Origin of the sequence: Bacillus infantis NRRL B-14911 (assembly GCF_000473245.1) — a bacterium.
Taxonomy (GTDB): Bacteria; Bacillota; Bacilli; order Bacillales; family Cytobacillaceae; genus Bacillus_AB; species Bacillus_AB infantis.
In genome coordinates, this window is sequence record NC_022524.1 from 662,529 (window position 1) to 676,244 (window position 13,716).

General features: G+C 49.4%; 14 protein-coding genes. 10 read left to right on the top strand and 4 right to left on the bottom strand.

Annotated elements, in window-relative coordinates:
- Window positions 1-296: 296 nt before the first annotated feature.
- Window positions 297-1,289: a DUF3231 family protein gene (locus tag N288_RS03580; protein ID WP_009792121.1), complete on the top strand. Its 993-nt coding sequence runs from the start codon at window positions 297-299 to the stop codon at window positions 1,287-1,289.
- Between the two features lie 36 nt (window positions 1,290-1,325).
- On the opposite strand, the gene N288_RS03585 is transcribed toward N288_RS03580, so the two are convergent.
- Both N288_RS03585 and N288_RS03590 read right to left on the bottom strand, forming a co-directional pair.
- Complete coding sequence (locus N288_RS03585) at window positions 1,326-3,245, bottom strand: heavy metal translocating P-type ATPase (protein WP_022543384.1); 1,920 nt, start codon at window positions 3,243-3,245, stop codon at window positions 1,326-1,328.
- A gap of 244 nt (window positions 3,246-3,489) precedes the next feature.
- Entirely contained in the window at window positions 3,490-4,671 is a 1,182-nt protein-coding gene (locus N288_RS03590; RefSeq protein WP_022543385.1) for an MFS transporter, read from the bottom strand.
- A 150-nt stretch (window positions 4,672-4,821) separates the two neighbouring features.
- Here N288_RS03590 and N288_RS03595 point away from each other — a divergent pair, with 150 nt between their 5' ends.
- Window positions 4,822-5,208, top strand: a complete 387-nt coding sequence (locus tag N288_RS03595) for an OsmC family protein (RefSeq protein ID WP_009792118.1) — start codon at window positions 4,822-4,824, stop codon at window positions 5,206-5,208.
- A gap of 44 nt (window positions 5,209-5,252) precedes the next feature.
- Here the strand turns inward: N288_RS03595 and N288_RS03600 are convergent, their stop codons facing one another.
- Window positions 5,253-5,714 carry a pyridoxamine 5'-phosphate oxidase family protein gene (locus N288_RS03600; protein WP_022543386.1) on the bottom strand — a complete coding sequence of 154 codons (462 nt, stop codon included), beginning with the start codon at window positions 5,712-5,714 and terminating at the stop codon, window positions 5,253-5,255.
- Between the two features lie 166 nt (window positions 5,715-5,880).
- Between N288_RS03600 and cax the strand changes: the two genes are divergently transcribed.
- The 6 genes from cax to N288_RS03630 all read left to right on the top strand — a co-directional run bounded on the left by cax (window position 5,881) and on the right by N288_RS03630 (window position 11,431).
- Window positions 5,881-6,951 carry a calcium/proton exchanger gene (cax, locus tag N288_RS03605; RefSeq protein ID WP_022543387.1) on the top strand — a complete coding sequence of 357 codons (1,071 nt, stop codon included), beginning with the start codon at window positions 5,881-5,883 and terminating at the stop codon, window positions 6,949-6,951.
- Window positions 6,952-7,283: 332 nt separating this feature from the next.
- Window positions 7,284-7,895 carry a YczE/YyaS/YitT family protein gene (locus tag N288_RS03610; RefSeq protein WP_009792115.1) on the top strand — a complete coding sequence of 204 codons (612 nt, stop codon included), beginning with the start codon at window positions 7,284-7,286 and terminating at the stop codon, window positions 7,893-7,895.
- A gap of 65 nt (window positions 7,896-7,960) precedes the next feature.
- Entirely contained in the window at window positions 7,961-8,782 is an 822-nt protein-coding gene (locus tag N288_RS03615; protein WP_022543388.1) for a YfkD famly protein, read from the top strand.
- Window positions 8,783-8,943: 161 nt separating this feature from the next.
- Entirely contained in the window at window positions 8,944-9,921 is a 978-nt protein-coding gene (locus tag N288_RS03620; RefSeq protein ID WP_022543389.1) for a ring-cleaving dioxygenase, read from the top strand.
- A gap of 485 nt (window positions 9,922-10,406) precedes the next feature.
- Window positions 10,407-10,892: a GNAT family N-acetyltransferase gene (locus tag N288_RS03625; protein WP_009792109.1), complete on the top strand. Its 486-nt coding sequence runs from the start codon at window positions 10,407-10,409 to the stop codon at window positions 10,890-10,892.
- Window positions 10,889-11,431 (top strand): HAD-IIIA family hydrolase, encoded by a 543-nt coding sequence (locus N288_RS03630; RefSeq protein WP_009792108.1) that lies wholly within the window; start codon window positions 10,889-10,891, stop codon window positions 11,429-11,431. Before N288_RS03625 ends, N288_RS03630 begins: the two co-directional genes overlap by 4 nt.
- 42 nt (window positions 11,432-11,473) lie before the next feature.
- On the opposite strand, the gene N288_RS03635 is transcribed toward N288_RS03630, so the two are convergent.
- A complete protein-coding gene (locus N288_RS03635; protein WP_009792107.1) occupies window positions 11,474-11,929 on the bottom strand; it encodes an AraC family transcriptional regulator in 456 nt (151 codons plus the stop codon).
- 175 nt (window positions 11,930-12,104) lie between these two features.
- Here N288_RS03635 and N288_RS03640 point away from each other — a divergent pair, with 175 nt between their 5' ends.
- Both N288_RS03640 and N288_RS03645 read left to right on the top strand, forming a co-directional pair.
- A complete protein-coding gene (locus N288_RS03640; protein WP_009792106.1) occupies window positions 12,105-13,118 on the top strand; it encodes an NAD(P)-dependent alcohol dehydrogenase in 1,014 nt (337 codons plus the stop codon).
- A 23-nt stretch (window positions 13,119-13,141) separates the two neighbouring features.
- Window positions 13,142-13,714, top strand: a complete 573-nt coding sequence (locus N288_RS03645) for an NUDIX hydrolase (protein WP_009792105.1) — start codon at window positions 13,142-13,144, stop codon at window positions 13,712-13,714.
- Window positions 13,715-13,716: the final 2 nt, after the last annotated feature.

The window sequence follows — 13,716 nt, forward strand, 5'->3', positions numbered from 1 at the left end:
TAGTGAGGACGCCCTTTGGGGGGCGTTCTTTTTTTGGGTTTGGCGGGGGATTAGTGAAGCTGCCGAGGCGGTGGTCGAGCGGGAGTTGCTAATAAAACGGGAGAGTTGCTAATAAAAATGAAAAGTTGCTAATAAAAGGAAAAAGTTGCTAATAAACCAGAAAACTTGCTAATAAAACCCAAAAGTTGCTAATAACCCAAATATCACACCCTCACACCGCACAAAATACCTCCACACCCCAACCCCCGGTTAATCTCCCCCAAAATAGCTAAAACTAAGTCCCGGAGGTGTTCTACATGCAGCAGGAAAGGCTGACTTCATCAGAAATATCAAATATATGGACTCATTATATCCGCGAAACGATGGCGGTCTGCATTACGAAATATATGCTGAAGAGCATAAAAGATAAGGAGATATACGATTTTCTTCAATACGCGCTCGATCTGTCATTTCAGCATATCGATTCGCTCACTGAGCTTTTCAAAAAAGAGAAGTTCCCAATCCCCAAGGGGTTTTCGAAGGAAGATGTGAATATGGATGCACCAGCACTGTTCACAGACGCCTACTGCCTCTTATACATGCACACAATGACGATGCACGGGATGCAGGCGTATGGCCTGGCTTCAAGCGTGTCCATCCGGAAGGACGTCTGCGATTTTTACGGCCGGTGCAATCAGGATACGCACGATCTCTACAACAAAGCGATCGAGCTTCTGTCCGAGAAAAATCTGCTCGAAAAACCGCCGCTTTACGCAACGCCCGAAAAACCGGTGTTTGTCCCGGACTTTAAATATGTCACCGATGTGTTCGGGAAAAAGCGGAAAATCAATACCATCGAGGCGGGCAATATTTTTTTCAATCTGCAGAAAAGCTATATCGCGAAAAGCAGCTTTATTGCGTTCAAGCAGGTTTCCCGGGATAGTGATGTGCAAAGGTTCCTGGATAAATGCATCAATAATAAAAACAAGCATATCGCAAGCTTTGCTTCTATGCTTTTAAAAGAAGGACTCCATTCGCCAAGGCCATTCGAGTCGGAGATCACGAACTCGACGACTGCTCCTTTTTCGGAAAAGCTGATGCTGTTTCATTCCGGCTTTTTCTTTGCGGCGGCGATCTCGTATTACGGCGCAGCTGCGGTTGCCTGTATGAGGGCGGATATCGCCGTGCTTGCCGAGAAAGCGATATTGGATGATCTGCTTGTGTATGGAAGCTTCGGCAAGCTGATGATCGAGAAGAATTGGATCGAGCAGCCGCCTGATGCGGATGACCGGAAAGTGCTGGAGCAATAGAAAAAACGCCCGGGCACCATCCCCGAGCGTTTTTTCCTATGACTTCAACAATCTCAAGCTGTTCAGAATGACCAGAATGGTGCTGCCTTCATGCCCAATGACACCGAACGGCAAATCAAGGATCTGCAGGAAGTTCGACGCGATCAGAAGCATGATGACCGTGATGGAAAAAATCACATTCTGCTTGATGATTTTGTTCATCCGCTGAGAGAGGGTGATGGCTTCAGCAATCTTCGGAAGCTCATTTTTCATCAGGACTACATCTGCTGTTTCCAGCGCAACGTCTGTTCCTTCGCCCATGGCAATCCCGACATTGGCAGCGGCGAGGGCCGGGGCGTCATTGATGCCGTCGCCGACCATGGCCACATTTTCGTAGCGGTTTTTCAAGTCCTTCAAATGCTCAACTTTATTGGCCGGCAGGCACTCGGCGATATATTCATCGACCGTGCTTTCCGCGGCAATCGCCTGGGCGGTCTTTTCGCTGTCGCCGGTCAGCATCACTGTGTAGATGCCCTGAGCGTTCAGGGTGCTGATCGCTGCCTTCGTTTCCTCGCGGACAACATCCTTCAGTGCAAGCAGTCCGGCGATACGTGGACCTTTTTTAATAAAAACAATCGTCTTGCCTTCTCCGGCCAGAGAAAGCGCTGCTCCATCAGCAAACCTCTCCGCTTCTTCACGGCCGATGAAATCAGCTTTGCCGATCTTCCATTCTTCATCCTGCAGCATCGCCTTGACGCCAAACCCGGAGATATCTTCAATGCTTTCCGGGCTCACAAGCGGCTGCTTCAGTTCAGTTTTGGCGTACTTAACAATGGCCCCTGCAAGCGGGTGATTGGAGTGGCTTTCAATCGATGCTGCCGCCAAGAGGATTTCTTCTTCCTCCATATCCTCGCCGACCAGATAATCAGTCACTTCAGGACGGCCCTTCGTCAGGGTGCCGGTTTTATCAAAAGCTATCGCCTTCAGATGGCCGAGATTCTCCAGATGGACCCCGCCTTTGAACAGGATCCCGCGGCGTGCGCCGTTTGAGATGGCCGATAATGTGGCCGGCATGATGCTTGCGACAAGGGCGCACGGACTGGCGACAACGAGCAGGATCATCGCCCGGTAAAAGGTCTCCGTCCAGCTCCAGCCCAGCAGATAATGGGGCAGGACCATCATGGCAGCAACTGCAGCAAGCACCACTTTTACATAAGTGCCTTCAAATTTTTCAATAAAAAGCTGTGATGGCGACTTTTCGCTCTGTGCGGTCTGGACAAGCTGGATGATCTTTTGGAAGAGGGTGTCGCTGGCAGGCTTTGTGATCTCGACTGTAATCGAGCCGTTCAGATTCACCGTTCCTGCGAAAACTTCATCGGCATTCGATTTGCTGACGGGGATGGATTCCCCGGTGATGGCAGCCTCATCCAAAGTTGTCGTGCCCTTCAGGATTTTTCCATCAGACGGGACACGCTCACCCGGCTTCACGAGGATCTGGTCCCCAATGCTCAGCTCGGAGACATGCACACGCTGTTCTCCGCCATCTGTTAAAAGCAGGGCTTCCTCAGGCTGCAGCTCCATCAGCGATGATATCTCTTTATTGCTTTTGTTCATCGTGTACGTTTCCAGTGCGCCGCTGACGGCGAAAATGAAGATCAGGATGGCGCCTTCCGTCCAGTAGCCGATGATGGCCGAGCCGATGGCGGCGAAAATCATCAGCATTTCCACATTCAATTCTTTGTTTTCAATTGTTTCTTCGATGCCTTCCTTGGCTTTCGCAAAGCCGCCGATCACAAAGGCGAGCAGATAGGCGGTGATGGAGGCGGCCCCCATATCATTCCGCGCAAGCAGCCAGCCGGCAAGGATAAGGACCCCGCTCAGGATGGCGGCGATCAGCTCGGCGTGAGGGAGTATTTTTTGGAGCAGGCCTTCCTGTTCTTGCTTCAGTTCTAATAGTGCTTTGGCTTCTGTCGTCATTGGAATTCCCTCCTGGGTTATCGGTTTCTCATTGAGAAGAATAATCAACATCAATACCCCTATAAAACGACGAAAGCTGCCCCCGCCGGAGGATTCTACCTCTTTTGGGGACAGCATTTTCGCATAGGTTTCTAGATTAGTATCGTTATCATATCATAGTCATTTTTATTTAGAAAGGGGGTTAGGGGGAAAAAATAAAAATGGCCTATATTTCTTTTTTACCCAGCCCGCCGGAAGGCAAACCTCATTGACTCAGCGAATGCTGTTCGGCCCTCTGCCCCGCTCCGCGGTTTGTCAGAACAGCCAGGAAAATCACGAGCAGCATGATGCTGATAATATTGAAGAACGAGATATTCTTGAAAAATTGAATGAAGATCCCGCCCAGATAAGGGCCAGCCAGGCTCCCCAGGCTGAAGGCGATGCCGCAGAGCAGATTGCCGGTCGGCAGCAGATCCTTTGGCATCAGGTCGGTCATATAGCTGATCCCGAGTGAAAAAGTGGAGCCGACTGCCATTCCGGCAAGGAAAAGCGTGATAGTCAGTGCCCAGACAGCTCCTTCCAGGAAGCTCGCCAGGAAAAAGAAGATAGAGCCTGACAGAAGGATGATGGTCAATATCCGCTGCCTGCCCCATTTATCGCTCAAGATCCCAAGCGGAAGCTGGAAGACGATGCCGCCGATTGCAAAAGCGGTCAAGAGGACCGAAACGCTGCTCACCTCAAGCCCGATGCGCAGGCCGTAGACCGGAAAGCTGCCGTTCAGGGAAGACTCAAGGAACCCGTAGCCGAGCGGCGGCAGGAAGGCGACCCACGCATATTTAAAGGCAGACGAGAAGCGCTTCACTGTATTTTTCATCGAATTGACTTCAATGGTCTGCTCCGGATAATCATTTTTCAAAAGGAACAGGAATACCCATGCCACGAGGCAGAGTACAGATGACAGGATGAACGGCAGGGTTTCATGCACATTGACGAGCGGCGCCATCAGCGGGCCTACCGCAAAGCCGACACCGAAGAACAGTCCGTACAGGGAAATATTCCGGCCGCGCTTATGTTCCGGCGAGAAGCTGGTGATCCAGGTCTGCGTCCCGAAGTGGAGGGCATGGTCGCCGATTCCGATCAGGAGCCTGAGCACGAACCAGAACCAGAATGATTTCCATAATGGGAACAGCACGAGCGAGACGATGACAAGCAGTCCGCCAAAAATGATGACCGGCTTGTAGCCGTACTTCCGGAGGGGCTGCTCCATAAAAGGGGAAACGAGCAGGATGCCGACATAAAGGCCGGTCGCATTCAGGCCGTTCATGCTTGAAGACAGCCCGTCATTTTCAAATATAATCGCAATCAGGGGAAGCAGCATGCCCTGGCTGAACCCTGAGATTGCCACAATGCTGATTAAAATCCAGAAACGCATATTTTCTTTATTCATGTTGTTGGCCTCAATTTCTAAAAATTCTTTCCAAATTGATGGTAACGGCTCCCCATCGGCTTTGCAAGGAAAAAAGAGCGTATTGTTCATAGCTATGGCAGAAATAGTAGTATAATCACTGCATACAGCAGAAAAGAGGGAGTGGAAACGATGGAATTTACAATGAAGGATGTCGGCTTTTTCACGGAAACGAGCTATGGCAAGCTGGATGTAGCCGGTGATGAAGCGTACGGCTTCAGGCCTTATCAGCTGCTTGTTTCCTCAGTGGCAGTCTGCAGCGGCGGCGTGCTCCGCAAGATTCTGGAGAAGCAGAGGATCGATGTGGAGGATATCAAAATCAATGCAGAGGCAGAGAGAGTGGAAGAGGAAGCTAACCGGGTATCGAAGATTTCGGTCCATTTTACGATCACTGGAAAAGGGCTGAAAGAGGAAAAGATCCAGAAGGCCATGGAGCTGACGCGCAAGAACTGCAGTATGGTTCAGTCTGTCAAGGACAGCATTGAAATCGAAGAAACATTCACATTGGTGCAAGCATAAGAAAAGCAGGGGGGCGGATCCATAGACGGGTCCGCCCCTTTCTTCTATAGTGACAATTCCTCAGGCTCCGCGCCCGCTTTTTCAAAATAGCGGATCAGCGATGGCTCCATTTTCAGGAGCAGATAATCCGGATCGTCAGGGCCGGAGAGCCAGTCCTTCAGCTTTTCGCTCCAGAATTTCTCCTTCAGCTCGCCGGAGTCCTCGAATGAGGCTTTCGCTTCAATTTCACAGTACGGCCCGTCATATCCGCCCTGCTCCACCCCCAGCAGAATATGGACATTTGGATTTTTCTCGATGTCTTCTACTTTATGGGCATCTTTGTCGGTAGCGGCAAAAAGAATCAAATCATCATGGAAAAACAGCATAAAGCGGCTGTACGGCCTGTCATTCCGGATGGATGCCAGTGTGCCGATGCTGTATTTCTCGAACATATCAAGCACCTTCTGCTTTGTGTCTGCCATTGTCATTTCACTCCTTACAATTTTCTTCCCTTTATAATCTGTCATTTTTCCTCTTGTATTATCCGAGCGAAAAAACATCAGGAATGCAATTTGTAAAAGCGGGTATATATGGTGAAGGGCCGCGCCGGGATATTTATCCCCGGTCAGGAAAACCTGTACATAAGGAGTTTTTTACGCGGCTTCAAAAAATAGAAAGGTGGGGATCGGAAGAATGGTCAATAAGATTTTTATGGTGCTCACCTTTGCGGGTGTGCCATTGTCTGTCATCGGGACGCTTCTGGGCTGGCCGAGTGTTGCACTTTTTATTATCTATTGCTTAACCATCATTGCCCTTGCAAGCTATATGGGCAGGGCGACAGAAAGCCTGGCGATTGTGGCCGGGCCAAGGATCGGCGGACTATTGAACGCGACCTTCGGGAATGCGGTCGAGCTGATCATTTCGATTTTTGCGCTGAGAGAAGGGCTTGTTGAGGTCGTCCTGGCGTCACTCACGGGGTCAGTGCTTGGGAATCTGCTGCTGGTCGCGGGACTCAGCTTTTTTATCGGCGGGGTCAAATATAAGCGCCAGAAATTCAATGTGTATGATGCCAGGCATAATTCAGGCCTGCTGATGTTTGCTGTTGTCGTTGCGTTCGTCATTCCCGAAGTATTTTCCATGACAATGGGAGAAGGAGAGCGGATGACGTTCAGCATCGGGATTTCTGTTATTCTGATTGCTTTATACCTGGCAGCGCTGCTCTTCAAGCTTGTCACACACCGCGGGGTCTACCAGCCGGCTGGTGAAGAAGGGGCAGCAGCTCAAGCTCATCATGAAGAAGAGCCGGAATGGAGCAAAGGCAAGGCGATCGCGATACTGGCCATTGCGACTGTAGCGGTGGCCTATGTATCGGAAAACCTTGTCCACACCTTTGAAGCGGTCGGCGAGACATTTGGCTGGTCAGAGCTCTTTATCGGGGTTGTCATCGTGGCGATTGTCGGAAATGCGGCTGAGCATGCTTCCGCCATCATCATGGCGTTCAAGAACAAGATGGACATTGCTGTTGAAATTGCCATCGGCTCAACCCTGCAGGTAGCGATGTTCGTTGCACCGGTGCTGGTGATTGCGTCACTGTTTTTCCCAACATCGATGCCGCTCGTCTTTACATTGCCGGAGCTGATCACGATGGTCACCGCCGTGCTTCTCATGGTCGTCATCTCCAATGACGGGGAAACGAACTGGTTTGAAGGGGCGACGCTCCTCGCAGCCTATATTATTGTGGGCATCGGTTTTTATCTGTTATAAAGGCAGCAAGAGAAGGCTCTGCATTGTGCAGAGCCTTTTTTGTGCTTTCTATTGGCGGTGCTTTTTCTATCATAAGTATCCTTTTGGACGAATATGTTGTAAAAGACAGAAATCATCGCTTGACTCTACCTGCATCTATCACCCGCTTTCATGTCTTGTTGGACAAGCTCTTCATGAACAAATGGATAATAATGAGTGTTTAGCCTCCTTTTGCTGTGATAGAAGCGATTCCTTCAGCCCTCCTTTGCTGTTGTTAAGGTAAGTATAAATTATTTTTATAAAAATGTAAATATTCAGATTTTTACAATTGTGTAACAGTTGGGGGAGTGAATATGAAACTGCTTGTGAGGGTTATTTTTTATGTGGCGGGCCTGGTCATTCTGACATTGGGCATCTGCATTGCGATCCTATCTAATCTCGGGGCGGGCCCCTGGGATGCGCTGAATGCAGGCCTTGCCAGGACAGCCGGGCTCACGATCGGGAGCTGGGTCATCATTATCGGCATCATCCTGATGATGGTCAATGCCTGGCTTTTAAAAGCCAAGCCGGATTATCTGGCGCTATTGACCGTATGCCTGATCGGCTTTATGGTCGACTTTTGGATATTGCGGGTCTTTTCCGGTGTGTACATACTGACTATCTATTTTCAAATCGCCGCGCTGATCATGGGCCTGGCACTCATCGGATTGGGTGCAGCTCTTTACCTGCAGGCAGAGTTTCCCCTCAATCCGATCGACCATTTTATGATGGCCATCAAAGAGCGGTTCGGGGTGAGTCTGATGATGGCGAAAACGATCGGGGAAGCTGGAGCGCTGCTTTTGGCCATCGTTTTCCACGGGCCAGTAGGCGCAGGTACCATCGTTATCGCAGTCCTGATCGGGCCGTTCATCCAATTATTCTTTCCTTACTGCCAGCAGCTGCTAAAAAGATTTTCCGGCACTTAGGATAAATCAGGGGAACTCCGAAAAAACTAAGAGCAGATACAAGGATTTGAAAGGAGTTCCACATCATGAGAAAGTATGTATCTGTTCTAATTATAACTCTTCTTGCCATGCTTTCTTTTTTGCCCGATGCCGGAGCAGAGAAAAAGCAGGACAAGACCGAGCAAAAGCAGCAGCTGAGCATTCCAATTCCCAGTTCAGTCCTGAATATCACAAAGGAAAATACGTATCCCAATCCGGTGCAGGATCAGCCGACACTGCAGCCGAGCGAGCTGACACAGTCGCTGCTTGATACATCCAAGGTTAAGATTGAAAACCCGGACCTGATCAGGATGCTGAATGAGTCTTCTGTCAATAGCACGCCGTTTGCATTCGGCTACAGGGCCATCGTCTATCTTGGGCAGTGGCCGCTCAATTACGAAAGCACAGAAACGGCGCCAAACTGGGAATACCAGAAAATCAACACGAATTATTTTGATAACAGAGGCGGCAAAGCGCCTTATCAGATCCACTATGTCCAGGAAGCCCAGAAGGTCGTGAGGGGCGCACTGACAGCCAAAATTCCGAAGGCCCAGGATGTCCAGAATATGATGCTCCTGAAGGCGATGGAAAAATCGAAGCTGCCGCTCGCTTTTGAAACCGTGATCGGGGCCGGGACGAAAAAGGATCAGGTCTACAATATCCCGCCAAAACGGCTTGGCTATTTATACGGATATGCACCTGCCGTCAATGAGAAGGGAAAAGTCACTTACGGTGAGGTATACCTGATGCTGAAGGGAAGCAAAAGATTCCTCGTCATCAAGAATGTCACCTCCCAGGGAATCGGCGCCTGGATTCCTGTCCAGGACCATATTTCCTTCGGGTTCATGGCATCAGAACGACCGCGTTAATCTTGCGCCGGCTCTTGCAGCCGGTGCTTTTTCTATAGGAAGAGACATTCCTTGCATACAGAACGGGCAGTGTTTTATAATTAAATTATCTTGAATTCGAGATAAATTGAACCCTTTAGCGGGTATAGATAAAAAAGTCTTAATTACGGAGGTCCAACATCATGAACCATTTAAAAGGCATACACCATGTCACTGCGATCACAAGCAGCGCGGAAAAGAATTATGAGTTTTTCACTTTTGTCCTTGGGATGCGCCTGGTCAAGAAAACAGTCAACCAGGACGATATCCAGACCTACCATCTGTTTTTTGCCGACGACAAAGGCAGCCCGGGAACAGATATGACATTCTTTGATTTTCCCGGGATTCCTAAAGGAAGGCACGGCACAAACGAAATCTCCAAAACATCCTTCCGGGTGCCGAATGACGCGGCACTGAATTACTGGGTAGAGCGCTTTGACCGCCTTGATGTGAAGCACACAGGAATCAAAGAGCAATTTGGGAAAAAGACTTTGTCATTCGCAGACTTTGATGACCAGCAATATCAATTGATTTCTGATGAACATAATACCGGTGTCGCTTCCGGCACGCCTTGGCAGAAGGGGCCGATTCCATTGGAGCATGCAATCACCGGTCTCGGGCCGATTTTTGTCCGCATCGCAAACTTCGATTATTTCAAAGAGATGATGGAAAAAGTCCTTCTTTTCAAGGAAATCGGACAGGAGGGCGCCTTCCATCTGTTTGAGATCGGAGAAGGCGGAAACGGCGCCCAGGTCGTGGTGGAGCATAATGCTGTCCTGCCGCAGGCCATGCAGGGCTTCGGCACCGTCCACCACGCCGCGTTCCGTGTGGAGGACCGGGCTGTACTGGATGAATGGACCGAGCGCCTTCCGCAATTCGGTTTCCAGACGTCCGGCTTTGTGGACCGCTTCTTCTTCCAGTCCCTTTATGCACGGGTGGCACCGCAGATTCTGTTCGAATTTGCCACAGACGGACCAGGCTTCATGGGCGACGAGCCATATGAAACACTGGGCGAAAAGCTGTCATTGCCGCCATTCCTTGAAAACAAGCGCGAGCAGATCGAAAAGCTTGTCCGTCCGATCGACACGGTCAGGAGCACGATCGATTTTACAAAAGAATGATAAGTGGAGCCTTCCTTGGCGGGGAGGCTCTTTTCTCTTTTCGTAAATATTTTTGGGTATCGCATCTTCATTTGAATGGCCGGCAAGCCTTAAAATAAGCGGAGATTTTCCCGTTACGCTGCTGAACATGGCCCGGTTCGGTGTAAATAAGCGGAAAATTTCCGCTTAAGAGGAGCGAAACTGCCCATTTTCCTGTTTTTTGAGTTGATAGCCGGAATTTCTCCCTCTATTTGAGCCACTTTTGAGAGTTTTTTCAAATTAGGGGGAATTCCTCCGCTTATTTTTCAGCCTGACAAGGATTCCCCTCATTCAGGTCCTGGAAAATCCGCTCTTTTATAGCTGGGCAGTGAAGAAACCGCTGTGTTGTCAGGCGCACGATCACAAATTTTTTTCCCAACTTTTTCTGTCGAAAAAACACTTTCCTGAAAAAGGAAAAGGGAAGGTGCCTAGCGAAGTAAGTAAGCAAATCAAAGGAGCTGGTGAAAATGGAAATCAGATTAGCGGGAACGGCAGATACTGAGGAAGTGTTCTTGGTTTTGAAAGGTGCGGCACAATGGCTGCATGATCAACATTTTAGTCAATGGAGCTTTCTGCTCAGCGGCGGCGAGGATGGAGAAATCAAGCAGGCGATCCTCGACCGTGAAACCTATGTGCTGTGCGATAAAGGCAAGGTGAAGGCGACCTTCACCCTCTACGAGGGGCCATCAGGCTGGGACCGGCATATTTGGGACGGAGAAGCAGACGGAGCTATTTATCTTCACAGGCTTGCAGTTCATCCTGATAGCATGGGGAATGGACTTGGAAAAAAAGCAGTCGATTGGATCTGCAGGAAGTACAGCGGCACACCGCTGAGACTCGATTGTGTGGGTGACAATGAGAAGCTGAATGCTTATTATCAAGGACTCGGGTTTGTGCTGAAAGGCGTGACAGACAGCCATTCGCGGTATGAGAAGGCAGGGGCTGGAAAGTGAAGATAGAGGCAGTATTCCTCGACCGGGATGGAACAATCGGCGGGGATGATACCGTGCATTATCCAGGAAAGTTTGAATTATTTCCTTATTCCCGTGAGCTGATTGAGAAATTGAAGGGCAGCGGGTTCAAAGTATTTTCCTTCACGAACCAGCCGGGGATTGCCAGGGGGGAAGCGGCAGCTGAGGAATTTTTTGACGAGCTGCAGGATTTCGGCTTTGATGATGTTTATATTTGTCCCCATGCCCATCATGACGGCTGCAGCTGCCGGAAGCCAGCAGCAGGCATGCTTCTCAGCGCGGCTGAGAAACATCATGTGAATCTGGAGAATTGCGTGGTCATCGGCGACAGATGGAGCGATATGGCGGCGGCATCCAAGACAAAAAGCATGAAGATTCTTGTGAAAACGGGAGCCGGGATAATCACACTGAACGAGCATAGTGACAAACTGAAAGAAATTGAAATTGAGTATATTGCTGAAGATCTGCGGGCTGCGGTTGAGTGGCTGTATCTACAGCAGGGGACTGCTATTCCTACATAGAAGAACCGGGACGGGAGATATTCCCGTCCTTTCGTGCTCAAGCTACAATTCTTTGACTGGAAGGCATACTTCGCACTGATGATTCAATAGCATGGCACCGGTGTACCTTTCAAAAGCAGGCCTGTTATCGAGCTGGAATCCGAGGTTATGGAGGGATGGAAGGATTTCTGCCCAGAGTTTCTGAATCTCTTCTTCTTTATGCTGGACCTGGAATACAGCGTATTCTCCGCCAGGAAATTCACCTTCTTCAAGTGATGCGTCCATCCGAAAATCTTCTGGTATGACAATGCAGGCATCATACCGGCAGCATTCAGCTGGTGTTGTCTGCGGATGATCATGGGAAATACCGAGTATGATGGCGGATTCGTCCAGCAGGCTCTTTTCATTTGCCCACAGTTTCAATTCCTCCATCACATGCTGGTTGGCAGGTCCATAAGGGCCGGTCTGGCGTACATAGGCGATTCGATATTCAGGCACCATTTCAGTTTTGAAGTCCATCTTACATTCTCCTCTCTTTCCTGTACTGTCTTTGATGCTAGCATGATATAAAAAAATATTCACAGCTATTTTTTAAAAAATAGATCATTGATAGTGGGATAAAGCCCCGGGCGGAAGGACTATATCTGCGGGAAACTCCGTATATATTATGGACTAATGAATACGAGGTGGAGATATGAAGGCAATTGTATATAAAAAGTACGGTCCTCCAGAAGTCCTTCAGCTGAAAGAAATGGAAAAGCCAGTCCCAAAAGAACATGAGATACTGATCAAGATCATGGCCACCACAGTCACCGCAGCAGATATCCGGGCGCGGAGCTTTACAGTGCCCCGCTCTGTGGTGCTGCCCGCGCGCCTTGCCCTTGGAATCCGGAAGCCGAAGAAAGCGATATTGGGTGCGGAGCTTGCCGGGGAAGTGGAGGCAGTCGGGAGGAATGTAAAGAAATTCAAGGCAGGCGATTTGGTTTTTGCTGCTTCACTGGAGAATTTCGGCACTTATGCTGAATATATTTGCCTCCAGGAGGACGGGCCTGTGTCAATCAAACCTGCCAGCATCACGTTTGAAGAAGCCGCCGCCATTCCGATCGGCGCGCGGACAGCTTTGTATTTTCTGCAAAGAGCCAATGTCCGGAAGGGCCAGAAGGTATTGGTGTACGGGGCTTCCGGCAGTGTCGGCAGCTATGCCGTACAGATTGCCAGACATTTGGGAGCAGAGGTTGATGCTGTCTGCAGCGGTCAAAATCTTGAATGGGTAAAATCTCTTGGGGCCGGCAGGGTCCTGGATTATCGTTCAGGGAACCTCCCAGTGGCGGACGGTGCCTATGATCTGATATTCGAAGCAGTGAACAAAAGTTCTTTTAAAGATTGCATGAAGTGGCTGAAAAAAGGCGGCACCTATATAAATGTCACAGAGCCGCTCCCCAGCGCGCAAATGCTGTGGGCTAAATGGAAGGGCGGCACGAAAATACTGCTGAGCCGCAATGCGCCGGAAACACCTGAAGCCTTAGACTATTTAGGAGAAATGGCGGCGGCGGGAAAGCTTAAGGTGAAAATTGACCGAAGCTATAGGTTAGATGAAATAGTTGATGCCCATCGGTATGTTGATGGCGGGCATAAGAAGGGGAATGTGGCGGTGGTAGTAAGCCGGGATCTAATAGACCCAGGCCCTGATGCTTCTTCCTTTGATTAAAGCAGAACGGGAGTAGATTTATTGTGGAAAAGTGGAAAACGTTAAAGTCGGAATATCTGCATCATAGCCCCTTCGGCAATATCAGAAAAGACCGCTGTGAGCTGCCGAATGGGCTGGTTATAGATGATTATGTTGTTAACGAATTTTCAGATTGGGTCAACGCGGTTGTCATCACCAAGGAAAAGCAGATTGTGCTTGTAGAGCAATACCGCTATGCTGGCGGGGAGTTTTTTCTGGAGGTGCCTGCTGGTAAAAGAGAAGCAGGAGAGACGCATGAAGAAGGACTGATCCGGGAGGTCAGGGAAGAGACAGGCTATATGTCGCTGCAGAAGCCGATTTTTCTTGGCGAATTCATGGTCAATCCGGCCACGCAGAATAATAAAGTGATCTCTTATTTGATAGTGGATGCCTTTAAGCAATATGATCAGAAGCTTGATGATACAGAGGAGATCAGGGTGCAATTAGTGGATTTTGAGGAATTTGGGGATGTGCTGATGAGGCAGGAGCTTCCTGTGCAGCTGTTTACAGCGCATGCTTATTTGCTGGCGAAGAATTATCTGGCCAAAAGATTTGAAAATAATGAACATAGTTTTTAGAG